This window comes from Streptomyces sp. NRRL B-24572, assembly GCF_002156145.1.
Taxonomy (GTDB): domain Bacteria; phylum Actinomycetota; class Actinomycetes; order Streptomycetales; family Streptomycetaceae; genus Streptomyces; species Streptomyces vietnamensis.
Genome location: NZ_MWIG01000328.1, coordinates 1 through 22937, shown reverse-complemented (window position 1 = coordinate 22937; position 22937 = coordinate 1). Strand labels below are relative to the sequence as shown.

Annotated in this window: 20 protein-coding genes; 17 read left to right on the top strand and 3 right to left on the bottom strand. The window is 71.3% G+C overall.

Annotation, left to right across the window (positions count from 1 at the left end):
- The first annotated feature begins 76 nt into the window (after positions 1–76).
- Entirely contained in the window at positions 77–2287 is a 2211-nt protein-coding gene (locus CCN56_RS20395; RefSeq protein ID WP_373412874.1) for a bifunctional (p)ppGpp synthetase/guanosine-3',5'-bis(diphosphate) 3'-pyrophosphohydrolase, read from the top strand.
- Positions 2288–2357: 70 nt separating this feature from the next.
- Here CCN56_RS20395 and CCN56_RS20390 read toward each other — a convergent pair whose 3' ends face one another.
- Positions 2358–3587 (bottom strand): DUF349 domain-containing protein, encoded by a 1230-nt coding sequence (locus CCN56_RS20390; RefSeq protein WP_086828803.1) that lies wholly within the window; start codon positions 3585–3587, stop codon positions 2358–2360.
- A gap of 198 nt (positions 3588–3785) precedes the next feature.
- Complete coding sequence (locus CCN56_RS20385; RefSeq protein ID WP_086828801.1) at positions 3786–4580, bottom strand: peptidylprolyl isomerase; 795 nt, start codon at positions 4578–4580, stop codon at positions 3786–3788.
- A gap of 172 nt (positions 4581–4752) precedes the next feature.
- Between CCN56_RS20385 and CCN56_RS20380 the strand changes: the two genes are divergently transcribed.
- From CCN56_RS20380 to rpsD, 5 genes are all read left to right on the top strand, one after another.
- On the top strand, positions 4753–5460 hold the full coding sequence (locus CCN56_RS20380) for an MBL fold metallo-hydrolase (protein ID WP_086828799.1): 708 nt from the start codon (positions 4753–4755) through the stop codon (positions 5458–5460).
- Positions 5461–5468: 8 nt separating this feature from the next.
- Complete coding sequence (gene hisS, locus CCN56_RS20375) at positions 5469–6731, top strand: histidine--tRNA ligase (protein WP_086828807.1); 1263 nt, start codon at positions 5469–5471, stop codon at positions 6729–6731.
- A 132-nt stretch (positions 6732–6863) separates the two neighbouring features.
- A complete protein-coding gene (locus CCN56_RS20370; protein WP_086828797.1) occupies positions 6864–7496 on the top strand; it encodes a vitamin K epoxide reductase family protein in 633 nt (210 codons plus the stop codon).
- A gap of 43 nt (positions 7497–7539) precedes the next feature.
- On the top strand, positions 7540–8895 hold the full coding sequence (locus tag CCN56_RS20365; RefSeq protein WP_086828796.1) for a replication-associated recombination protein A: 1356 nt from the start codon (positions 7540–7542) through the stop codon (positions 8893–8895).
- Between the two features lie 334 nt (positions 8896–9229).
- Positions 9230–9844 (top strand): 30S ribosomal protein S4, encoded by a 615-nt coding sequence (rpsD, locus tag CCN56_RS20360; protein WP_041128255.1) that lies wholly within the window; start codon positions 9230–9232, stop codon positions 9842–9844.
- A gap of 34 nt (positions 9845–9878) precedes the next feature.
- On the opposite strand, the gene CCN56_RS20355 is transcribed toward rpsD, so the two are convergent.
- Positions 9879–12074, bottom strand: coding sequence for an AAA family ATPase (locus CCN56_RS20355; protein WP_086828795.1), 2196 nt, complete (start codon positions 12072–12074; stop codon positions 9879–9881).
- A gap of 168 nt (positions 12075–12242) precedes the next feature.
- Here CCN56_RS20355 and CCN56_RS20350 point away from each other — a divergent pair, with 168 nt between their 5' ends.
- From CCN56_RS20350 to aroQ, 11 genes are all read left to right on the top strand, one after another.
- A complete protein-coding gene (locus CCN56_RS20350) occupies positions 12243–12680 on the top strand; it encodes a DUF948 domain-containing protein (RefSeq protein ID WP_086828793.1) in 438 nt (145 codons plus the stop codon).
- 6 nt (positions 12681–12686) lie between these two features.
- A complete protein-coding gene (locus CCN56_RS20345) occupies positions 12687–13040 on the top strand; it encodes a DUF6167 family protein (protein WP_086828791.1) in 354 nt (117 codons plus the stop codon).
- Positions 13040–15709: an alanine--tRNA ligase gene (alaS, locus tag CCN56_RS20340; RefSeq protein ID WP_086828789.1), complete on the top strand. Its 2670-nt coding sequence runs from the start codon at positions 13040–13042 to the stop codon at positions 15707–15709. The genes CCN56_RS20345 and alaS overlap by 1 nt, the downstream gene beginning before the upstream one ends.
- A gap of 2 nt (positions 15710–15711) precedes the next feature.
- Positions 15712–16176: a Holliday junction resolvase RuvX gene (gene ruvX / locus CCN56_RS20335; protein WP_030693079.1), complete on the top strand. Its 465-nt coding sequence runs from the start codon at positions 15712–15714 to the stop codon at positions 16174–16176.
- Positions 16177–16278: 102 nt separating this feature from the next.
- Positions 16279–18039 (top strand): endolytic transglycosylase MltG, encoded by a 1761-nt coding sequence (gene mltG, locus CCN56_RS20325; protein ID WP_086828787.1) that lies wholly within the window; start codon positions 16279–16281, stop codon positions 18037–18039.
- Complete coding sequence (locus CCN56_RS20320) at positions 18026–18862, top strand: shikimate dehydrogenase (protein WP_086828785.1); 837 nt, start codon at positions 18026–18028, stop codon at positions 18860–18862. The genes mltG and CCN56_RS20320 overlap by 14 nt, the downstream gene beginning before the upstream one ends.
- An 80-nt stretch (positions 18863–18942) precedes the next feature.
- Positions 18943–19155, top strand: a complete 213-nt coding sequence (locus CCN56_RS20315; protein ID WP_143664577.1) for a hypothetical protein — start codon at positions 18943–18945, stop codon at positions 19153–19155.
- A 114-nt stretch (positions 19156–19269) separates the two neighbouring features.
- Positions 19270–20454, top strand: a complete 1185-nt coding sequence (gene aroC / locus CCN56_RS20310) for a chorismate synthase (RefSeq protein ID WP_086828782.1) — start codon at positions 19270–19272, stop codon at positions 20452–20454.
- Positions 20451–20969 carry a shikimate kinase gene (locus CCN56_RS20305; RefSeq protein ID WP_086828780.1) on the top strand — a complete coding sequence of 173 codons (519 nt, stop codon included), beginning with the start codon at positions 20451–20453 and terminating at the stop codon, positions 20967–20969. The genes aroC and CCN56_RS20305 overlap by 4 nt, the downstream gene beginning before the upstream one ends.
- Positions 20966–22063: a 3-dehydroquinate synthase gene (gene aroB / locus CCN56_RS20300; protein WP_041128243.1), complete on the top strand. Its 1098-nt coding sequence runs from the start codon at positions 20966–20968 to the stop codon at positions 22061–22063. The genes CCN56_RS20305 and aroB overlap by 4 nt, the downstream gene beginning before the upstream one ends.
- Positions 22060–22506, top strand: coding sequence for a type II 3-dehydroquinate dehydratase (aroQ, locus tag CCN56_RS20295; protein WP_086828778.1), 447 nt, complete (start codon positions 22060–22062; stop codon positions 22504–22506). Before aroB ends, aroQ begins: the two co-directional genes overlap by 4 nt.
- Positions 22507–22937 lie beyond the last annotated feature (431 nt).

Below are 22937 nucleotides of genomic sequence, written 5' to 3'. Positions count from 1 at the left end.
GTCGCGGCCGCGGACGATCATCTTCTGGTAGACGCTGTAGTAGTGCTCCTCCCCGTACAACCCGGTCCTCGAACCGCTGCTGCGGATCGTCCGCTCCAACGACCCCAAGATCGAGACGGCGACGCTCCGCCAGATCGAGCGCGCCTACCAGGTCGCCGAGCGCTGGCACCGCGGCCAGAAGCGCAAGAGCGGCGACCCGTACATCACGCACCCGCTCGCCGTCACCACCATCCTCGCCGAGCTCGGCATGGACCCGGCGACCCTGATGGCAGGGCTCCTCCACGACACCGTCGAGGACACCGAGTACGGCCTCGAGGACCTGCGCCGCGACTTCGGCGACCAGGTCACGCTCCTCGTCGACGGCGTCACCAAGCTCGACAAGGTCAGGTTCGGCGAGGCCGCGCAGGCCGAGACCGTCCGCAAGATGGTCGTCGCCATGGCCAAGGACCCGCGCGTCCTGGTCATCAAGCTCGCCGACCGCCTGCACAACATGCGCACCATGCGCTACCTCAAGCGGGAGAAGCAGGAGAAGAAGGCCCGCGAGACCCTCGAGATCTACGCGCCCCTGGCCCACCGCCTGGGCATGAACACCATCAAGTGGGAGCTGGAGGACCTCGCCTTCGCGATCCTCTACCCCAAGATGTACGACGAGATCGTCCGGCTCGTCGCCGAGCGCGCCCCCAAGCGGGACGAGTACCTCGCCATAGTGACCGACGAGGTCCAGGCCGACCTCCGGGCCGCCCGCATCAAGGCCACCGTCACCGGCCGCCCCAAGCACTACTACAGCGTCTACCAGAAGATGATCGTCCGCGGCCGCGACTTCGCGGAGATCTACGACCTGGTCGGCATCCGCGTCCTCGTGGACACCGTCCGCGACTGCTACGCGGCCCTCGGCACCGTCCACGCGCGATGGAACCCGGTCCCCGGCCGGTTCAAGGACTACATCGCGATGCCGAAGTTCAACATGTACCAGTCGCTGCACACGACGGTCATCGGACCCAACGGCAAGCCCGTCGAGCTCCAGATCCGGACCTTCGACATGCACCGGCGCGCCGAGTACGGCATCGCCGCGCACTGGAAGTACAAGCAGGAGGCCGTCGCCGGCGCCTCCAAGGTCCGCGCCGACGTGCCGAAGAAGGCCGGCAAGGACGACCACCTCAACGACATGGCGTGGCTGCGCCAGCTCCTCGACTGGCAGAAGGAGACCGAGGACCCCAGCGAGTTCCTGGAGTCCCTGCGCTTCGACCTCTCCCGCAACGAGGTCTTCGTCTTCACGCCGAAGGGCGACGTGATCGCGCTCCCCGCCGGCGCCACCCCCGTCGACTTCTCGTACGCGGTCCACACCGAGGTCGGCCACCGCACGATAGGGGCGCGGGTCAACGGGCGGCTCGTACCGCTCGAATCGACCCTCGACAACGGCGACCTGGTCGAGGTCTTCACCTCCAAGGCCGCCGGCGCCGGACCCTCCCGCGACTGGCTGGGCTTCGTCAAGTCCCCGCGCGCCCGCAACAAGATCCGCGCCTGGTTCTCCAAGGAGCGCCGCGACGAGGCCATCGAGCAGGGCAAGGACGCCATCGCGCGGGCCATGCGCAAGCAGAACCTGCCGATCCAGCGGATCCTGACCGGCGACTCCCTCGTCACCCTCGCCCACGAGCTGCGCTACACCGACATCTCCTCGCTGTACGCGGCGATCGGCGAGGGCCATGTCACCGCCCAGTCCATCGTGCAGAAACTGGTCCAGGCGCTCGGCGGCGAGGAGGCCGCCGTCGCCGACATCGAGGAGGTCGCCCCGCCGGCCCGGGGCCGCTCCAAGCGCCGCTCCAGCGCCGACCCCGGTGTCGTCGTCAAGGGCGTCGAGGACGTCTGGGTGAAGCTGGCCCGCTGCTGCACGCCCGTGCCCGGCGACCCGATCATCGGATTCGTCACCCGGGGCAGTGGCGTATCGGTTCACCGCAGCGACTGCGTCAACGTGGACTCGCTGTCCCGGGAGCCGGAGCGGATCCTGGAGGTCGAGTGGGCCCCGACCCAGTCCTCGGTCTTCCTCGTCGCCATCCAGGTCGAGGCCCTGGACCGCTCCCGGCTCCTCTCGGACGTCACCCGGGTCCTCTCGGACCAGCACGTCAACATCCTCTCGGCGGCCGTCCAGACCTCCCGCGACCGGGTGGCCACCTCCCGCTTCACCTTCGAGATGGGCGACCCGAAGCACCTGGGCCACGTCCTGAAGGCCGTACGGGGCGTGGAGGGCGTCTACGACGTCTACCGCGTGACCTCGGCCCGCCGGCCGTAGCGCCGTACGCACGAGGAAGGCCCCCGGCGCGATGCCGGGGGCCTTCCTCGTACCGAAAAGAGCCACGGCGTCAGCCGCCGAACTCCTCCAGGCCCTTCAGCGCCTGGTCGAGCAGGGCCTGACGGCCCTCCAGCTCACGCGACAGCTTGTCGGCCTTGGCGTCGTTGCCGGCGGCGCGGGCCGCGTCGATCTGCTTGCGCAGCTTCTCCACGGCGTCCTGGAGCTGACCGGTCAGACCCGCGGCACGCGCACGCGCCTCCGGGTTCGTCCGGCGCCACTCGGCCTCCTCGGCCTCCTGGATCGCCCGTTCCACCGTGTGCATCCGGCCCTCGACCTTGGGACGGGCGTCACGCGGGACGTGGCCGATGGCCTCCCAGCGCTCGTTGAGGGAACGGAAGGCCGCACGCGCCGCCTTCAGGTCCGTCACCGGCACCAGCTTCTCGGCCTCGGTCGCGAGCTCCTCCTTCAGCTTGAGGTTCTCGGTCTGCTCCGCGTCCCGCTCGGCGAAGACCTCGCCGCGCGCCGCGAAGAAGACGTCCTGGGCGCCGCGGAAGCGGTTCCACAGGTCGTCCTCGTGCTCGCGCTGGGCGCGGCCGGCCGCCTTCCACTCCGCCATCAGCTCGCGGTAGCGGGCCGCCGTGTTGCCCCAGTCGGTGGAGTTCGACAGCGACTCCGCCTCGGCGACCAGGCGCTCCTTCGCCTTGCGGGCGTCCTCGCGCTGGGCGTCGAGCGACGCGAAGTGCGCCTTGCGGCGCTTCGAGAACGCCGAGCGGGCGTGCGAGAAGCGGTGCCACAGCTCGTCGTCGGACTTGCGGTCGAGCCGGGGGAGGCCCTTCCAGGTGTCCACGAGCGCCCGCAGCCGCTCGCCCGCGGAGCGCCACTGCTCGCTCTGGGCCAGCTCCTCGGCCTCGGCGACGAGCTTCTCCTTGGCGGTGCGCGCCTCGTCGGTCTGCTTGGCCTTCTGGGCCTTGCGCTCCTCGCGGCGCGAGTCGACCGTCTCGACGAGCTTGTCCAGGCGGGTCGCGAGCGCCGCCAGGTCGCCGACGGCGTGGTGCTCGTCGACCTGCTTGCGGATGTGCTCGATCGCCGCGGTGGCGTCCTTCGCCGAGAGGTCGGTGGTCCTCACCCGCTTCTCGAGGAGGCCGATCTCGACAACCAGGCCCTCGTACTTGCGCTCGAAGTAGGCCAGGGCCTCCTCAGGGGTGCCGGCCTGCCACGATCCGACGACCTTCTCACCCTCGGCCGTCCGCACGTACACGGTGCCCGTCTCGTCGACACGGCCCCACGGGTCGCTGCTCACAGCGCCTCCTCACCATGATGCCGTCGCGGGGTCGTACCCCCGGGCATCGTCCACAGTTTCCCGGCGGGCCTCGCCCGCCATCGCAGCGCGGCCGACGGCCCACGCTGCACAACGCCAATCTAGGCGAACCGCGGCCCGGCTGTCCGCACTCAGCGCGACCGAGATTCCACGGTCACGCGTGCGTGCGGACGAGCGGGCTCACTTCTCGGTGACGGTCGCCTTCTCGATGGTGACGGGCTTCTTCGGAGCGCCGTCCGTGGCGCCGCCCTCGACACCGGCCTTCGCCACCTCCTGGACCGCCTTCAGGCCGGCCGCGTCGATCTTCCCGAAGGGGGTGTAGCTCGGCGGCAGCTTCGTGTCCTTGTAGACGAGGAAGAACTGCGAGCCGCCGCTGCCCGGCTGCCCGGTGTTGGCCATGGCGACGGTGCCGGCCGGGTAGGTCACCGCGCCGTCCGCGCCCGCCTTGCCGAGGGCGGTCAGGTTCTCGTCGGGGATCGTGTAGCCCGGGCCGCCGGTGCCGTCGCCCTTGGGGTCGCCGCACTGGAGCACGTAGATGCCCTGGGTCGTGAGGCGGTGGCACTTGGTCCCGTCGAAGTACTTCTTGTCGGCGAGGTGCTTGAAGGAGTTCACCGTGTGCGGGGTCTTCGCCGCGTCCATGGTGATCGTGATCTCGCCCTCGTTGGTCTTCAGGGCCATGTCGTACGTGGCCTTCCGGTCCACGGTCAGCTTCGGCTCCGGGCTCGCCGACCCGCTCTCCGTGGGCGCCGGGGTGGTGGGCGTGTCGCCCGCCGCGCTGTCCGAGCCCTTCGAGGAGTCGCCCGTCAGCGCCACGGAGGCGTACACGGCGCCGCCCGCGGCCAGCACCACCGCGAGGGCGGCCGCGATGACGGTGTTGCGGCGCTTCGCCTTGCGCCGGTTCTCCTCCCGCCGCTGCTGCTGCCGCGCGTACTTCTCCCTGGCAAGCTGCCGCCGCCGCTGATCGCTGGTGACCACCGGGTCCGCTCCTGTCGCTCGGTTGTTCCTGTCCTGGCCGGATGTGCCCGTACCGTATACGGGTTGGCTGTGGAACCGGCACCGCCGGTAGGCTCTGATCTGCCGCATTCCGCATTTTCTGCGGGTTCCACGAGTTCCGCGCCCCCGTGCCGGACGACACCTAAGGACGAACGTGCTGATTGCCGGGTTCCCCGCCGGGGCCTGGGGGACCAACTGCTATCTGGTCGCCCCCGCCGCAGGCGAGGAGTGCGTCATCATCGACCCGGGCCACCAGGCCGCCCAGGGAGTCGAGGAGACGCTGAAGAAGCATCGGCTCAAGCCCGTCGCCGTCGTCCTCACCCATGGACACATCGACCACGTCGCCTCCGTCGTCCCGGTGTGCGGCGCCCATGACGTCCCCGCGTGGATCCACCCGTCCGACCGCTACATGATGAGCGACCCGGAGAAGGCCGTCGGCCGCTCCATCGGGATGCCCCTCATGGGCGAGCTGACCGTGGGAGAGCCCGACGACCTGCGCGAGCTCACCGACGGCGCCCGGCTGAAGCTCGCCGGCCTGGAGTTCTCCGTCGCCCACGCGCCCGGTCATACCAAGGGGTCGGTGACCTTCCGGATGCCCGAGACCACGGAGATCCCCTCCGTGTTCTTCTCCGGGGATCTGCTGTTCGCCGGCTCCATCGGACGCACCGACCTTCCCGGCGGTGACATGGACGAGATGCTCGCGTCGCTGGCCCGCGTGTGCCTGCCGCTCGACAACTCGACCGTGGTGCTGTCGGGACACGGTCCCCAGACGACCATCGGCCAGGAGCGCGCCACCAATCCCTACCTTCGGGACGTGGCCGCCGGCCTCGGGAGCACGGACGCTCCCCGACGAGGAATGTGACGACTTTCGTGAGCACCTTCAAGGCCCCCAAGGGCACGTACGACCTGATCCCGCCCTACTCCGCCAAGTACCTGGCGGTCCGGGACGCGATCTCCGGACCGCTGCGCAAGTCCGGATACGGCTACGTCGAGACCCCCGGCTTCGAGGACGTGAACCTCTTCGCCCGCGGCGTCGGCGAGTCCACCGACATCGTGACCAAGGAGATGTACGCCTTCGAGACCAAGGGCGGCGACAAGCTCGCCCTGCGTCCCGAGGGCACCGCGTCCGTGCTGCGCGCCGCTCTGGAGGCGAACCTCCACAAGCAGGGCAACCTGCCGGTCAAGCTCTGGTACTCCGGCTCGTACTACCGCTACGAGCGCCCGCAGAAGGGTCGCTACAGGCACTTCTCCCAGGTCGGTGCCGAGGCGATCGGCGCCGAGGACCCGGCGCTCGACGCCGAGCTGATCATCCTGGCCGACGAGGCCTACCGCTCCCTCGGCCTGCGGAACTTCCGCATCCTGCTGAACTCGCTCGGCGACAAGGAGTGCCGCCCCGTCTACCGGGAGGCGCTCCAGACCTTCCTGCGCGGCCTCGACCTCGACGAGGAGACCCTGCGCCGCGCCGAGATCAACCCGCTGCGCGTCCTCGACGACAAGCGGGCCGACGTCCAGAAGCAGCTGGTGGACGCGCCGCTCCTGCGCGACTACCTGTGCGACGCGTGCAAGGCGTACCACGAGGAGGTGCGCGCCCTGATCACCGCGGCGGGCGTCGTCTTCGAGGACGACCCCAAGCTGGTCCGCGGCCTGGACTACTACACCCGCACCACCTTCGAGTTCGTCCACGACGGTCTCGGCTCGCAGTCGGCGGTCGGCGGCGGCGGCCGCTACGACGGCCTCTCCGAGATGATCGGCGGCCCCGCGCTGCCGTCGGTGGGCTGGGCCCTCGGCGTGGACCGCACGGTCCTCGCCCTGGAGGCGGAGGGCGTCGAGCTCGACATCCCCGCCGCCACCAGCGTCTTCGCCGTGGCCATCGGCGAGGAGGCCCGCCGTCTCCTCTTCGGCAAGGTCACCGAGCTCCGCAGGGCCGGCGTCGCCGCCGACTTCTCCTTCGGCGGCAAGGGCCTCAAGGGCGCCATGAAGGACGCCAACCGCTCCGGCGCCCGCCTCGCGGTCGTCGCCGGTGAGCGCGACCTCGCCGAGGGCGTCGTACAGCTCAAGGACATGGAGTCCGGCGAGCAGCAGGCCGTCGCCGTCGACGGGCTCGTGGACGCCGTACGGGCCAAGCTGGCCTGATCCGCCGTGAGGAAGGGCCCGGACCACACCCTGGTCCGGGCCCTTCCTTATCTTCCGCGAACGGCCGGACGACAGATCGGTGTTGCAGAATGACCGTGCCCACAAGGCCGGTCGAGCGAGGGAAAAGGTGACATGGCGAAGGCAGCGGTGGACGAGGTCGGCTCCGACCGGGACAGCGGGTCCGGCGGCACGATCGGGGCGAGCCGGGCCTTCTCCTGGCTCCTCGTGATCACCGGAGCGGCCGGACTGCTCGCCGCCTGGGTCATCACCATCGACAAGTTCAAGCTGCTCGAAGACCCCGGCTTCACCCCGGGGTGCAGCCTCAACCCGATCGTCTCCTGCGGCAACATCATGAAGAGCGAGCAGGCCTCGGTGTTCGGCTTCCCGAACCCGATGATCGGGCTCGTCGCGTACCCCGTGGTCATCGCGATCGGCATGGGCCTGCTCGCCGGGGCCCGCTACCGCGGCTGGTACTGGCTCGGCCTCAACGCCGGCGCCCTCTTCGGCGTCGGCTTCTGCACCTGGCTCATGTACCAGTCCCTGTACGTGATCGGCTCGCTCTGCCTGTGGTGCTGCCTCGCCTGGGTCGCCACCATCGTCATGTTCTGGTACGTGACCTCGCACAACGTGCGCCTCGGCGTGATCCCCGCCCCCCGCGGCCTGAAGACCTTCTTCGACGAGTTCACCTGGATCCTGCCGGTCCTGCACATCGGGATCATCGGCATGCTGATCCTGACCCGCTGGTGGGACTTCTGGACCGGCTGAGCCGGGCCGGGTCTGTCAGTGCCCTGACTTAGGCTTCATGACTGTGGAGCCCGACCTCTTTACCGCAGCAGCCGAAGACCGCCAGGAGAAGGACCCGGCCAGCAGCCCGCTGGCCGTCCGGATGCGCCCCCGCACCCTCGACGAGGTGGTGGGCCAGCAGCACCTGCTCAAGCCCGGATCGCCGCTGCGCCGACTCGTCGGGGACGGCGACGGCGGCCCCGCCGGCGCCTCCTCGGTGATCCTCTGGGGCCCGCCGGGGATCGGGAAGACGACCCTCGCGTACGTCGTCTCGAAGGCCACGAACAAGCGCTTCGTGGAGCTGTCCGCGATCACCGCCGGCGTCAAGGAGGTCCGGGCCGTCATCGACGGCGCCCGGCGCGCGGTGGGCGGCTTCGGCAAGGAGACCGTCCTCTTCCTCGACGAGATCCACCGCTTCTCCAAGGCCCAGCAGGACTCGCTCCTGCCGGCCGTCGAGAACCGCTGGGTGACCCTGATCGCCGCCACCACCGAGAACCCCTACTTCTCCGTCATCTCCCCGCTCCTCTCCCGCTCCCTGCTCCTCACCCTGGAGCCGCTCACCGACGAGGACCTGAAGGGCCTGATGGCCCGGGCGCTCACCGGAGAGCGGGGGCTCGGCGGGGCCGTGACCCTGCCGGAGGACGCCGAGGCGCACCTCCTGCGCGTCGCCGGCGGCGACGCCCGGCGGGCCCTGACCGCCCTGGAGGCCGCGGCGGGCGCGGCGATCGCCAAGGGCGAGCCGGAGATCACCCTCCAGACCGTCGAGGAGACCGTCGACCGCGCGGCCGTGAGGTACGACCGGGACGGCGACCAGCACTACGACGTGGCCAGCGCGCTCATCAAGTCGATCCGCGGCTCGGACGTGGACGCGGCCCTGCACTACCTGGCGCGGATGATCGAGGCGGGGGAGGACCCGCGCTTCATCGCCCGCCGCCTGATGATCTCCGCGAGCGAGGACATCGGCCTCGCCGACCCGAACGCCCTGCCGATCGCCGTCGCCGCAGCCCAGGCCGTCGCCATGATCGGCTTCCCCGAGGCCGCCCTCACCCTGAGCCACGCCACCATCGCCCTGGCCCTCGCCCCGAAGTCGAACACGGCGACGACCGCGATCGGCGCCGCCCTCGCCGACGTACGGGGCGGCCTCGCGGGCCCGGTCCCGCCGCACCTGCGCGACGGCCACTACAAGGGCGCCGCCAAACTCGGCCACGCCCAGGGGTACGTGTACCCCCACGACGTACCGGGCGGCATCGCGGCCCAGCAGTACGCCCCGGACTCGATCCACGGCCGCCGGTACTACGAGCCCACGCGCCACGGAGCGGAGGCGAGATACGCGGACGTGGTGGAGCGCGTACGAGCCCGTCTGAAGGGCGAGGGGATCTAGGGCCCGTCCGACCCGGTACACTGGTGCGGATCGCTGCGTCCCGTGTCCGACTCCGGTCGGCACCACCAGAACGGGACAGTCAGCCGGAGACCCGGTCCTCGGGCGGGGTTTCCAGGAGCGTCGCGCACCTTCGAAGGTGTCGCGGGCCACCCATCACCACCCGGATTCCCGGGAGCGGCGATGGGTCGTTCGCGTGCTGCACGTATGTGCCCAGACCTGGGAGCGGCTGCCCGCCACGTCCGTCCCGTACGGACCAGACGGGTTTCCCGGGCTGCGGATGCGACCTCCCCTAACCCTGGTGAAGCCGTATTCGTACAGATAGAGAGGTTGGTTCATGGCGAACCAGTCCCGTCCCAAGGTCAAGAAGTCGCGTGCCCTCGGCATCGCGCTGACCCCGAAGGCCGTCAAGTACTTCGAGGCCCGCCCCTACCCGCCGGGCGAGCACGGCCGTGGCCGCAAGCAGAACTCGGACTACAAGGTCCGTCTGCTCGAGAAGCAGCGTCTGCGCGCCCAGTACGACATCAGCGAGCGCCAGATGGCGCGCGCCTACGACCGCGCCAAGAAGGCCGAGGGCAAGACGGGCGAGGCGCTGGTCGTCGAGCTCGAGCGTCGCCTCGACGCCCTGGTCCTGCGTTCGGGCATCGCCCGCACCATCTACCAGGCCCGCCAGATGGTCGTGCACGGTCACATCCAGGTCAACGGTGGCAAGGTCGACAAGCCGTCGTTCCGTGTCCGTCCGGACGACGTCGTCATGGTCCGCGAGCGCAGCCGCAACAAGCCGCTGTTCGAGATGGCCCGTGAGGGTGGCTTCGCCGCCGACGGCGAGACCCCGCGCTACCTGCAGGTCAACCTGAAGGCCCTCGCCTTCCGCCTCGACCGCGACCCGAACCGCAAGGAAATCCCGGTCATCTGCGACGAGCAGCTGGTCGTCGAGTACTACGCCCGCTGATCCCAGCACGGGAGTAGTACCACCCACGCGGTGTTCAGCCCGCCGCTTCCCCGCCCTTTCCGGTGGGGGAGCCGGCGGGCTTCCGCGTTCCCGGGACCGCCGTCGACCGGGCCGTACGGAAGGGACGCGGGGCCGTCGCATCCGCCGCGCCGCCGATGGCCGGATCCTGGCGCCCGGCGAGCGCGCGCTCCACGACCGCGTCGAGCGGGAGGCGCCGCCCCTCCTGGACCGCGACGTCGAACGCCTCCGCGCCCAGCGCCTCCGCCGCCCGCTGCGCGCACAGCGCCCTCGGCCCGTCGAACGCCGCCGAGCCGAAGAGGCGGATGCCCACCGTGTCCCACACCGGCACCACGGCCCCCTGGAGGAGCGCCGCCTCCGCCGGATCCCCCTCGCTCACCGTCACGAGCGCGAGCAGCTCGATCGCCAGCACGAGCCCCACCAGGTCACGGAAGGTGTGGTTGATCGAGACGCACTCGGTGAGCAGCTCCCGCGCCTCCCCGTACGCCTCCCGGGTCCACGCCGAGAACGCCAGGACGTAGAGGGCGTACGCCCGGGTCCAGAGTTCCCCGCGCTCCTCGCAGACCTCCCGGACCTCCCGGCAGATCGCGACCGCCCCCTCCAGGTCGCCCCGGAAGGCCCGCGCCATCGCCATCTCGACCTGCCCCATCAGCACGTTGCTGTTGAGCTCGCCGAGCTCCCGGTAGGAGTCGAGCGCCCGCCCGATCAGCGACTCGGCCCGCGGCAGATCGTCCGAAAGGAGTGCGAGACAGCCCATCCGGTGCGTCGCGTACGCCTCCGCCAGCGCGTTCCGCGAGGACCGGGCCCGCTCCCCGCACTCGTGGAGCGCCGCCACCGCCGCCGTACCGTCCCCCTGCAGGACCGCCACGTACCCGAGCACCCACAGCGCCTTGAGCCGCGCCTCCTCGTGCCCGGACTCCAGTGCGAGCGCCCGCTCCAGCCAGTGCCGGCCCTCCGAAAGCCGACCGCAGCCCACCCAGGCGAACCAGAGCGTGCCCGCCAGGTGCTGGGCGAGGTGCGCGTCCTCCGGGAGTTCGAGGCAGAGGTCGAGCGCCGCCCGCAGATTGGGCAGCGCCACGTCCGTGCGGGCCGCCACCTCCGCCTGGCGCGGACTGAACCACTCCAGCTCGCACCAGGTGGCCAGCCCCATGTACCAGTCGCGGTGCCGCCGCCGCATCCGCTCCGTGTCGCCGAGCGCCGCCAGCCACTCCGCCCCGTACGCGGCGACCGTGTCCAGAAGCCTGTACGAGGGACCCGCGGGAGTGTCCTCCCGCGACACGAGCGACTGCGCGAGCAGGCCTCCGAGGTGGTCGAGGACCCGCTCCGGCGGCAGCTCCCGGCCCCCGCACACGTACTCCACCGCCTCCAGGTCGAAGGGGCCGGCGAACACCGAGAGCCGTGCCCAGAGCAGCCGCTCCTCCGGGGTGCACAGTTCGTGGCTCCAGCCGATCGCGGTGCGCAGCGTCTGATGGCGGGGAAGCGCCCCGCGCTCGCCGTCCGCGAGCAGCCGGAAGCGGTCGTCGAGACGGTGCAGCATCTGCTCGACCGAGAGGAGAGGGAGGCGGCCGGCCGCGAGTTCGAGGGCGAGCGGGATGCCGTCGAGGCGCCGGCACAGCTCCCGTACGGCCGCCGCGCCGGGCTCAGAGGCCACGAGCGCTCCCGTACCCGCCCCCGCGAACTCCGGCGCGCCCGCCTCCGCCGCCCGTTCGGCGAGGAGCGCCACCGAGTCCGCCTCGTCCATCGGGGCCAGCGGGAACACCGCCTCGCCCGCCACCCGCAGCGGCCGCCGGCCGACCGCGAGCACGGTGAGACCGGGCGCACGGGCCAGGAGCTCCCGCACCAGCGCCGCGCAGCTCTCCACCAGGTGCTCGAAACCGTCCACCACCAGCAGCATCCGCCGCTCCGCCAGGTGCTCAAGGAGAACCTCGCGCGGGGCCCTCGGCGTGTGGTCGGTCAGACCGAGCGCCTCGACCAGGGCGTACGCCACCAGATCCGGGTCGCGCAGCGGCGCGAGCTCGGCGAGCCCGACCCCCTCGCCGTAGCGTTTCTGCGCCCCCGCGGCAGCCCGCAGCGCGAGCCGTGTCTTGCCGACCCCGCCGACGCCCACGACCGTGACCAGGCGGGACGTCTCGAGGAGCGCCGTCAGTGCGGCCTCCTCGGCGGTCCGTCCGACGAACCGGTTCAGCTCCGCCGGGAGATTGCTCCGTCGCATGGGACACGGAGCGTACTCACCCGCGCGCACTCCGTACAATCGGGTTCCCGTAACTCCCGTCCCACGGGCGGTAATGCGGTACGGCAGGACAGCCCGGGCGCGATAGGGTCGGGAGACGACTTTTCACAGGCCCGACGACAGGCCCACGACAGCAGAGAGCGGTGCACAGTGACCGGTGGAGAGGTTGCCGGGATCCTGGTGGCCGTGTTCTGGGCGATCCTCGTCTCCTTCCTCGCCGTGGTGCTGGTGAGGCTGGCGCAGACGCTCAGGGCGACCACCAGGCTGGTGGCGGACGTGACCGAACAGGCCGTTCCCCTGCTGGCCGACGCGTCCGCGACCGTGCGCTCGGCACAGACCCAGCTCGACCGGGTCGACGCCATCGCCTCGGACGTCCAGGAGGTCACCTCCAACGCCTCCGCGCTGTCCACGACCGTCGCCTCCACCTTCGGCGGCCCGCTCGTCAAGGTGGCCGCCTTCGGCTACGGCGTCCGCCGGGCGCTCGGCCGGGGCCGTGAGGCGGAGGACGCGCCCCGGGCCGCCGTCCGCCGTACTGTGATCGTCGGCCGTACCGTGCCGTCCTCGCGACGCCGGAAGCAGAAGGGCTGAGCCGCGATGTTCCGCCGCACGTTCTGGTTCACGGCCGGCGCAGCCGCCGGCGTGTGGGCCACCACCAAGGTCAACCGGAAGCTGAAGCAGCTGACCCCCGAGAGCCTCGCCGCCCAGGCGGCGAACAAGGCCGTGGAGACCGGCCACCGGCTCAAGGACTTCGCCCTCGACGTCCGTGCGGGCATGGTCCAGCGGGAGGCCGAGCTGGGCGAGGCGCTCGGTCTGGAGGCCCCCGTGGACCAGGACCGGGAGCTGCCGGAGCCGCGCCGGAGGGCCGCGCTCGGCCCGGTCGCGCGCCCGACCACCTATTCGTTTTCCAAGATGCCTTCGAGTTCGTACAACCGGAATGAGGACCACTGATGGAGTCGGCTGAAATCCGCCGCCGCTGGCTGAGCTTCTTCGAGGAGCGCGGGCACACCGTCGTCCCTTCGGCGTCGCTCATCGCGGACGACCCGACTCTGCTGCTCGTCCCGGCCGGCATGGTGCCGTTCAAGCCCTACTTCCTGGGCGAGGTCAAGCCGCCCTTCACGCGCGCCTCCAGCGTGCAGAAGTGCGTGCGCACGCCGGACATCGAGGAGGTCGGCAAGACCACCCGGCACGGCACGTTCTTCCAGATGTGCGGCAACTTCTCCTTCGGCGACTACTTCAAGGAAGGCGCCATCAAGCTCGCCTGGGAGCTGCTGACCACCCCGGTGGAGCACGGCGGCTACGGGCTCGAGCCGGAGAAGCTCTGGATCACCGTCTACCTGGAGGACGACGAGGCCGAGCGGATCTGGCGCGACGTCGTCGGCGTCCCGGCCGAGCGCATCCAGCGCCTCGGCAAGAAGGACAACTACTGGTCCATGGGCGTCCCCGGCCCCTGCGGCCCCTGCTCCGAGATCAACTACGACCGCGGCCCCGACTTCGGCGTCGAGGGCGGCCCGGCCGTCAACGACGAGCGGTACGTGGAGATCTGGAACCTGGTCTTCATGCAGTACGAGCGCGGCGAGGGCTCCGGCAAGGAGGACTTCCCGATCCTCGGCGAGCTCCCGTCGAAGAACATCGACACGGGCCTCGGTCTCGAGCGCCTGGCGATGATCCTCCAGGGCGTCCAGAACATGTACGAGACGGACACCCTCAAGGTCGTCATCGACAAGGCCACCGAGCTCACCGGCGTCCAGTACGGCAAGGCCCACGACAGCGACGTCTCGCTCCGCGTGGTCGCCGACCACATGCGCACCTCCGTGATGCTCATCGGCGACGGCGTCACCCCCGGCAACGAGGGCCGCGGCTACGTGCTCCGCCGCATCATGCGCCGCGCCGTCCGCAACATGCGCCTGCTCGGCGCCACCGGCCCGGTCGTCCAGGACCTCGTCGACACCGTGATCGACACGATGGGCGAGCAGTACCCGGAGCTGGTCACCGACCGCAAGCGCATCGAGACCGTCGCCCTCGCCGAAGAGGCCGCCTTCCTCAAGGCACTCAAGGGCGGCACGAACATCCTCGACACCGCCGTCACCGAGACCAAGGCCGCCGGCGGCACGGTCCTCGCCGGCGAGAAGGCCTTCCTGCTCCACGACACCTGGGGCTTCCCGATCGACCTCACCCTGGAGATGGCCGCCGAGCAGGGCCTCTCCGTGGACGAGGCCGGCTTCCGCCGCCTGATGAAGGAGCAGCGGGACCGGGCCAAGGCCGATGCCAAGGCCAAGAAGACCGGCCACGCCGACATGACCGCGTACCGGGAGATCGCCGACACCAACGGCGCCACCCAGTTCACCGGTTACACCAACACCGAGGGCGAGACCACGGTCGTCGGCCTCCTCGTGAACGGCGTCTCCTCCCCGGCCGCCTCCGAGGGCGACGAGGTCGAGGTCGTCCTCGACCGCACCCCGTTCTACGCCGAGGGCGGCGGCCAGATCGCCGACCAGGGCCGCATCAAGCTGCACAGCGGTGCCGTCATCGAGGTCCGCGACGTCCAGCAGCCGGTTCCGGGCGTCTCGGTCCACAAGGGCTCCGTGCAGGTCGGCGAGGTGACCGTGGGCTCCACCGCCTACGCCACCATCGACGTCAAGCGCCGCCGGGCCATCGCCCGTGCCCACTCCGCCACGCACCTCACCCACCAGGCGCTGCGCGACGCTCTCGGCCCGACGGCCGCCCAGGCCGGTTCCGAGAACCAGCCCGGCCGCTTCCGCTTCGACTTCGGCTCGCCGAACGCCGTCCCCGGCGCGGTGCTCACCGACGTCGAGCAGAAGATCAACGAGGTCCTCTCGCGCGAGCTGGAGGTCCACGCCGAGGTCATGCCGATCAACGAGGCCAAGCGCCAGGGCGCCATCGCCGAGTTCGGTGAGAAGTACGGCGAGCAGGTCCGCGTCGTCACCATCGGCGACTTCTCCAAGGAGCTGTGCGGCGGCACGCACGTCGGCAACACCGCCCAGCTGGGCCTGGTGAAGCTGCTCGGCGAGTCGTCGATCGGCTCCGGCGTGCGCCGCATCGAGGCCCTCGTCGGCGTCGACGCGTACAACTTCCTCGCCCGCGAGCACACGGTCGTCGCCCAGCTCCAGGAGCTCGTCAAGGGCCGCCCGGAGGAGCTGCCGGAGAAGATCTCCTCCATGCTCGGCAAGCTGAAGGACGCCGAGAAGGAGATCGAGAAGTTCCGCGCGGAGAAGGTCCTGCAGGCCGCCGCCGGTCTCGTCGACTCCGCCCGCGACATCCGCGGCGTCGCCCTCGTCACCGGGCAGGTCCCGGACGGCACCGGCGCCGACGACCTGCGCAAGCTGGTCCTCGACGTCCGCGGCCGCATCCCCTCGGACCGCCCGGCCGTCGTGGCCCTGTTCACCACGGTGGGCGGCAAGCCGCTGACGGTCATCGCCACCAACGAGGCCGCCCGCGAGCGCGGCCTCAAGGCCGGCGAGCTGGTCCGTACGGCCGCCAAGACCCTCGGCGGCGGTGGCGGCGGCAAGCCGGACGTCGCCCAGGGCGGCGGCCAGAACCCGGAGGCCGTCGGCGAGGCCATCGCCGCGGTCGAGCGCCTCGTGGTGGAGACGGCGTGACGATGCGCCGCGGCCGCCGCCTCGCGGTCGACGTCGGGGACGCCCGGATCGGGGTCGCCTCGTGCGACCCCGACGGGGTCCTCGCCACGCCGGTGGAGACCGTGCCGGGACGCGACGTCCCGGCCGCCCACCGGCGGCTCCGCCAGATCGTCGAGGAGTACGAGCCGATCGAGGTCGTCGTGGGCCTGCCCCGCTCGCTCAGCGGGCGGGAGGGCCCGGCCGCGACCAAGGTCCGCGCCTTCGCCCGGGAGATGGCGAAGGGCATCGCCCCGGTCCCGGTCCGCCTCGTCGACGAGCGGATGACCACCGTCACCGCGACCCAGGGCCTGCGGGCCTCGGGCGTGAAGGCGAAGAAGGGGCGGTCCGTCATCGACCAGGCCGCCGCTGTGATCATCCTTCAGAACGCTCTTGAGTCCGAACGGGTATCAGGTAATCCGCCCGGTGAGGGCGTCGAAGTGGTCATCTGATCGCGATACGGTAACGTTCCGCGCGATGCGGCGGTGTTCGAACAGCTGCCGCACTACGTAGAGGCGGATCGTCCGGAAGCCTCGCGGCTGTTTTGGGGATCGATGACTGAGTATGGCCGGGGCCCTGGCTCCGAACCGTGGCACCCCGGGGACCCGCTCTACGGGGACCAGGGGTGGGAGGGCCAGCAGCAGTACCCGCACCCGCAGCAGGCGAGCCAGTACGGTCACGGGGGCCAGGGCTACGCGGATCCGTACGGGCAGGGCGGTCAGGGTTACGGGGGAGACCCGTACCAGCAGCAGGCGCAGCAGCAGTACCAGCAGCAGCCGCCCCAGCAGCAGTACGTCGATCCGCAGTACGTCGATCCGCAGTACCAGCAGCAGTTCCAGCAGCCGCAGCAGCAGTACGAGACGGGGTACCCGGGCGGCGGTTACGACACGCCCGGGCAGCTCGGACAGCAGTACGACGGCAACTGGGAGACCGGCCAGGCGGCGATGGCCTACGGCGCGCCCCCGGCCGATCCGTACGGCGGCCAGAACCCGGACCTCTACGGGACGCCCGAGGCCTACCCGCCGCCCCAGCCGCCCGGCCGCCGGCAGAACCCGCCGGAGCCGGTCGTCGACTGGGCGCCGGAGGAAGAGGCGCACCCGGAGCCGGAGCCGGAGGAGGAGAAGCACCCCTTCTTCACGGGCGGCGACGACGAGGACGACGACTACGACGAGGAGCCGGGCCGCGGGCGCGGCCGGGGCTCCCGTGACGACGACCGCGAACGCCGCAGCAAAGCGAAGAAACGCAAAGGCAAGAACGGCGTGGCCTGCCTGGTCGTCGCGCTCGTCCTGGTGGGCGGCGTCGGCGGCATCGGCTATTTCGGCTACCAGTTCTGGCAGGGCGAGTTCGGTGCGGCGCCCGACTACGCGGGCAGCGGCAGCGGCGAGGTCCAGGTCGAGATCCCGAAGTTCGCGGGCGGCTACGAGATCGGCAACATCCTCAAGAAGGCCGGCGTCGTGAAGAGCGTCGACGCCTTCGTCTCGGCACAGCAGAAGAACCCGCGGGGTCTCTCGATCCAGGCGGGTGCCTACACGCTGAAGAAGGAGATGTCGGCCGACAGCGCGGTGACGCTGATGCTGAACCCGGCCAGCCAGGCCAACCTCATCATTCCCGAGGGCAAGCGGAACGCCTGGGTCTACGAGAAGCTCGACGAGCGCCTCGACCTGGCTCCGGGCACCACGAAGAAGATCGCGCTCGCGAAGGCGGACTCCCTCGGGCTGCCCGACTGGGCCAAGGACCACGAGGACGTCAAGGACCCGCTGGAAGGATTCCTCTTCCCCGCGAGCTACCCCGTCGCCAAGGGCGGCAAGCCCGAGGACGCCCTGCGCAAGATGGTGTCCCGCGCGAACCAGGAGTACCTCAAGCTGGACCTGGACGCGAAGGCGAAGACGCTGGGGCTGAAGGGGCCGTGGGAACTCGTCACGGTCGCGAGCCTGGTCCAGGCGGAGGGCAAGACCCACGAGGACTTCCGCAAGATGGCGGAGGTCGTCTACAACCGCCTGAAGCCGAGCAACATGGAGACCGTCCAGCTGCTGCAGTTCGACTCGACCCTCAACTATCTGAAGGGTCAGAGCAACATCAAGATCTCCGAGCAAGAGGCGAACAGCAACACCGATCCGTACAACACGTACAAGCACAAGGGACTGCCGCCGGGACCGATCGGCAACCCGGGCAACGAGGCGCTGGCCTCCATGCTCAACCCCACGAACGACGGCTGGCTCTACTTCGTGGCCACGGACGGCATGAACAAGACCGAGTTCGCCAAGACGCACGCCGAGTTCCTCAAGCTGAAGGACAAGTTCAATGCCAGCCAGTGAGACGCGTCGCCGCGCGGCCGTCCTCGGTTCGCCCATCGCCCACTCGCTCTCCCCGGTCCTGCACCGGGCCGCGTACGCCGAGCTGGGTCTCGACGACTGGTCTTACGAGCGCTTCGAGGTCGACGAGGCCGCGCTGCCCGGCTTCGTCGGCGAGCTGGACGAGACCTGGGCCGGGCTCTCGCTGACCATGCCGCTCAAGCGGGCGATCATCCCGCTGCTCGACGAGATCAGCGACACGGCCGCCTCCGTGGAGGCCGTCAACACCGTCGTCTTCCGCGAGGACGGGCGCCGGGTCGGCGACAACACCGACATCCCCGGCATGATCGCGGCCCTGCGCGAGCGGGGCGTCGAGAAGGTGGAGTCGGCGGCCGTCCTCGGTGCCGGCGCCACCGCCTCCTCCGCGCTCGCCGCCCTCGCCCGGATCTGCGCGGGGCCCGTCACCGCGTACGTACGGAGCGAGGCGCGGGCCGAGGAGATGCGCGGCTGGGGCGAGCGGCTCGGCGTGGACGTCCGTACCGCCGACTGGGACGACGCGGCCGAGGCCTTCGCCTCCCCGCTGGTGATCGCGACCACCCCGGCCGGCACCACGAACGCCCTGGCGACCGCCGTCCCCGACCGGGTCGGCACGCTCTTCGACGTCCTGTACGACCCCTGGCCGACCCCGCTCGCGGCCGCCTGGTCCGAGCACGGCGGCAAGGTCGTCGGCGGTCTCGACCTCCTCGTCCACCAGGCCGTCCTCCAGGTCGAGCAGATGACGGGCGTCCCGAAGGCCCCGCTCGCGGCCATGCGGGCGGCGGGGGAGCGGGCGCTGGCGGCTCGGTAGGCTCCACCCCGTACCGGGTCGATCACGGGGGAGCGGTAGTGGACACGGGCGGGGAATTCGTACTGGCGTCGCGGTGGAGCGTGGCGTGGAACATCACGCGACTGGTCTTCGCGGTGTTCCACCACCACCTGCCCGAATGGGTGAGGTATCCGCTGCTCGCGTTCGGCTGCGCCGTGGTCGTCCACCTCGGCCTCGACTGGCTGCGTGAGCGATTCGGCGCACCCCTGGAGGAGAGCGGGGCCGACCGCGAGAGCGGCGAGGCCGTCCAGGAGAGCGAGGCCGACGTCCGATAGCTGGACCGGAGGGCGGGTTCGTCCCCCGGACGTGGGAGGATCGGGGTTGGCGGGCCAGGGCCGCGCACCCGGCCGCGTCGTCGCAGTGCCCAGGCGCGAGCAAGAGGAGCATCGTTGAGCAGGTTGCGTTGGCTGACCGCTGGGGAATCCCACGGACCCGCGCTGGTCGCGACCCTTGAGGGTCTGCCCGCCGGCGTCCCGGTCACCACTGAGCTGGTGGCCGACCACCTCGCGCGGCGACGCCTCGGCTATGGGCGTGGCGCCCGCATGAAGTTCGAGCAGGACGAGATCACCTTCCTGGGTGGCGTCCGGCACGGACTCTCCCTCGGCTCCCCGATCGCCGTCATGGTCGGCAACACCGAGTGGCCCAAGTGGGAGAAGGTCATGTCGGCCGACCCGGTCGACCCCTCGGAGCTCAAGGAGACGGGCCGCAACGCGCCCTTGACCCGCCCGCGCCCCGGCCACGCCGACCTCGCCGGCATGCAGAAGTACGGCTTCGACGAGGCCCGGCCGATCCTGGAGCGCGCCAGCGCCCGGGAGACCGCCGCCCGTGTCGCCCTCGGCGCCGTCGCCCGGTCCTTCCTCAAGGAGGCCGCGGGCATCGAGATCGTCTCGCACGTCGTCGAGCTGGCCGCCGCCAAGGCGCCGTACGGCGTCTACCCGACCCCCGCCGACGTCGAGAGGCTCGACGCCGACCCGGTCCGCTGCCTCGACGCCGACGCGTCGAAGGCGATGGTCGCCGAGATCGACCAGGCCCACAAGGACGGCGACACCCTGGGCGGTGTGGTCGAGGTCCTCGCCTACGGCGTGCCCGTCGGCCTCGGCTCGCACGTCCACTGGGACCGGCGTCTCGACGCCCGGCTCGCCGCCGCCCTCATGGGCATCCAGGCCATCAAGGGCGTCGAGGTCGGCGACGGGTTCGAGCTGGCGCGCGTGCCCGGTTCGCAGGCGCACGACGAGATCGTGCGGACCGAGGACGGCATCAAGCGCACCTCCGGCCGCTCCGGCGGCACCGAGGGCGGTCTGACCACCGGCGAGCTGCTGCGCGTCCGCGCCGCGATGAAGCCGATCGCGACCGTCCCGCGCGCCCTCGCCACGATCGACGTCGCCACCGGCGAGGCCGCGGCCGCCCACCACCAGCGTTCCGACGTGTGCGCCGTCCCGGCCGCCGGCATCGTCGCCGAGGCGATGGTCGCGCTGGTCCTGGCGGACGCGGTCGTCGAGAAGTTCGGCGGCGACTCGGTCCCCGAGACCCGCCGCAACGTCCAGTCGTACCTCGACAACCTGAACATCCGGTGACCGGCGGACCCCTGGTCGTCCTCGTCGGGCCCATGGGCTCCGGCAAGTCCACGGTGGGCGCGCTCCTGGCCGAACGGCTCGGCGCGCCCTACCGGGACACCGACGCCGACATCGTCGCCGCCGAAGGACGCGAGATCTCAGACATCTTCGTCGAGGACGGCGAGGAGCACTTCCGCGCCCTGGAGCGGGCCGCGGTCGCCAAGGCCGTCGCCGAGCACGAGGGCGTCCTCGCCCTCGGCGGCGGCGCGATCCTCGACGCCGGGACCCGCGCCCTGCTCGCCGGGCTGCCCGTCGCGTACCTCTCGATGGACGTCGAGGAGGCCGTGCGGCGGGTCGGACTCAACACCGCCCGGCCGCTGCTCGCCGTCAACCCGCGCCGCCAGTGGCGCGAGCTGATGGAGGCGCGCCGCCATCTGTACGAAGAAGTCGCACGCGCCGTCGTCAGCACGGACGACCGCACCCCCGAAGAGGTCGCCCAGGCGGTCCTCGACGCACTGGAGTTGAAGGACGTATGACGGACCAGGACCAGGTGACCCGTATCCAGGTCGGCGGTTCCGCGGGCACCGATCCGTACGAGGTACTGGTCGGGCGGCAGCTCCTCGGTGAGCTCCCCGGCCTGATCGGCACCCAGGCCAAGCGGGTCGCCGTGATCCACCCGGAGGCGCTCGCCGACACCGGCGAGGCGCTCCGCGCCGACCTCGCCGAGCAGGGCTACGAGGCGGTCGCCATCCAGGTGCCGAACGCCGAGGAGGCGAAGACCGCCGAGGTCGCCGCCTACTGCTGGAAGGCGCTGGGCCAGACCGGCTTCACCCGCAGCGACGTCGTCGTCGGCGTCGGCGGCGGCGCCACCACCGACCTGGCGGGCTTCGTGGCCGCGACCTGGCTGCGGGGCGTGCGCTGGATCGCCGTGCCGACCACCGTCCTGGCCATGGTCGACGCGGCCGTCGGCGGCAAGACGGGCATCAACACCGCCGAGGGCAAGAACCTCGTCGGCGCCTTCCACCCGCCCGCCGGGGTCCTGTGCGACCTCGCGGCGCTCGACTCGCTGCCGGTGCACGACTACGTCAGCGGTCTCGCGGAGATCATCAAGGCCGGCTTCATCGTCGACCCGGTGATCCTCGACCTCATCGAGGAGGACCCGCAGGCCGCCCGTACGCCGGCCGGTCCGCACACGGCCGAGCTGCTCGTCCGCTCGATCAAGGTGAAGGCCGAGGTCGTCTCCGGCGACCTCAAGGAGTCCGGCCGCCGGGAGATCCTCAACTACGGCCACACCCTCGCCCACGCCATCGAGAAGAACGAGCGGTACAAGTGGCGCCACGGCGCCGCCGTCTCCGTCGGCATGGTCTTCGCCGCCGAACTCGGCCGCCTCGCCGGGCGCCTCGACGACGCCACCGCCGACCGGCACCGGGCGATCCTGGAGTCCGTCGGCCTGCCGCTCACCTACCGCGGCGACCAGTGGCCCAAGCTCCTGGAGACGATGCGGGTCGACAAGAAGTCCCGCGGCGACCTGCTGCGCTTCATCGTCCTCGACGGGCTCGCCAAGCCGACCGTCCTGGAGGGTCCCGACCCGGCCGTCCTGATCGCGGCGTACGGCGAGGTGTCCGCGTGAGCCAGACGCGTCCGGTTCTGGTGCTCAACGGCCCCAACCTGGGCCGTCTCGGCTCCCGCGAGCCCGACATCTACGGCGCCACCTCCTACAAGGGGCTCGTCGAGTCCTGCCGGACCCTCGGCGCGGAGCTCGGCTTCGACGTCGACGTCCGGGAGACCAACGACGAGGGCGAGATGATCCGCTGGCTCCACGAGGCCGCGGACGGCTCGATCCCCGTGGTGATCAACCCCGGTGCGTTCACGCACTACTCGTACGGGATGCGGGACGCCGCCGCCCAGCGGACCGCCCCGCTGATCGAGGTGCACATCTCGAACCCGTACGCCCGCGAGGAGTTCCGGCACACCTCGGTCGTCGCGGCCGTGGCGACCGGCACGGTCGCCGGGTTCGGGATCGGCTCCTACCGGCTGGCGCTGCGGGCGCTCGCCGAGGAACTCGCCGACTGACAGAGGCTGAGGGGCCCGACCGGGCACCAGGGGGCGTCCCCGGGCGTTCCCCCTGTGGGGGGCGGGGGCGGTAACGTTCCGCCGTCCACGGACACACCGGTCCGGGGATCCAGCAGGCGTACGAGACGGAGTGGCACCGGATGCAGCACGCAGTGGGGGGTCCGGCGGGCGGCGGGGACCTCGGCGGGCAGCCGCCCGTTCCTCCGCCGGTGCCGCCGGGCACCCCGTACCCGGGGCCCGCGTCCGGGCCCCGGCTCGGTGTGCATCCGACGGTCCAGGCCGGGGCTCCCCGGCCCCCGCACGCCCAGCCGGGCTGGGGCACCCCCGGAGGCGTACCGCAGCATCAGACGGGCCTCCAGCACCCTGCCGCACCCCACCCGGCCGGGGCGCCGCACCCCGGGGCCCCGCAGCATCCTGGTTCCGGGCCGCCC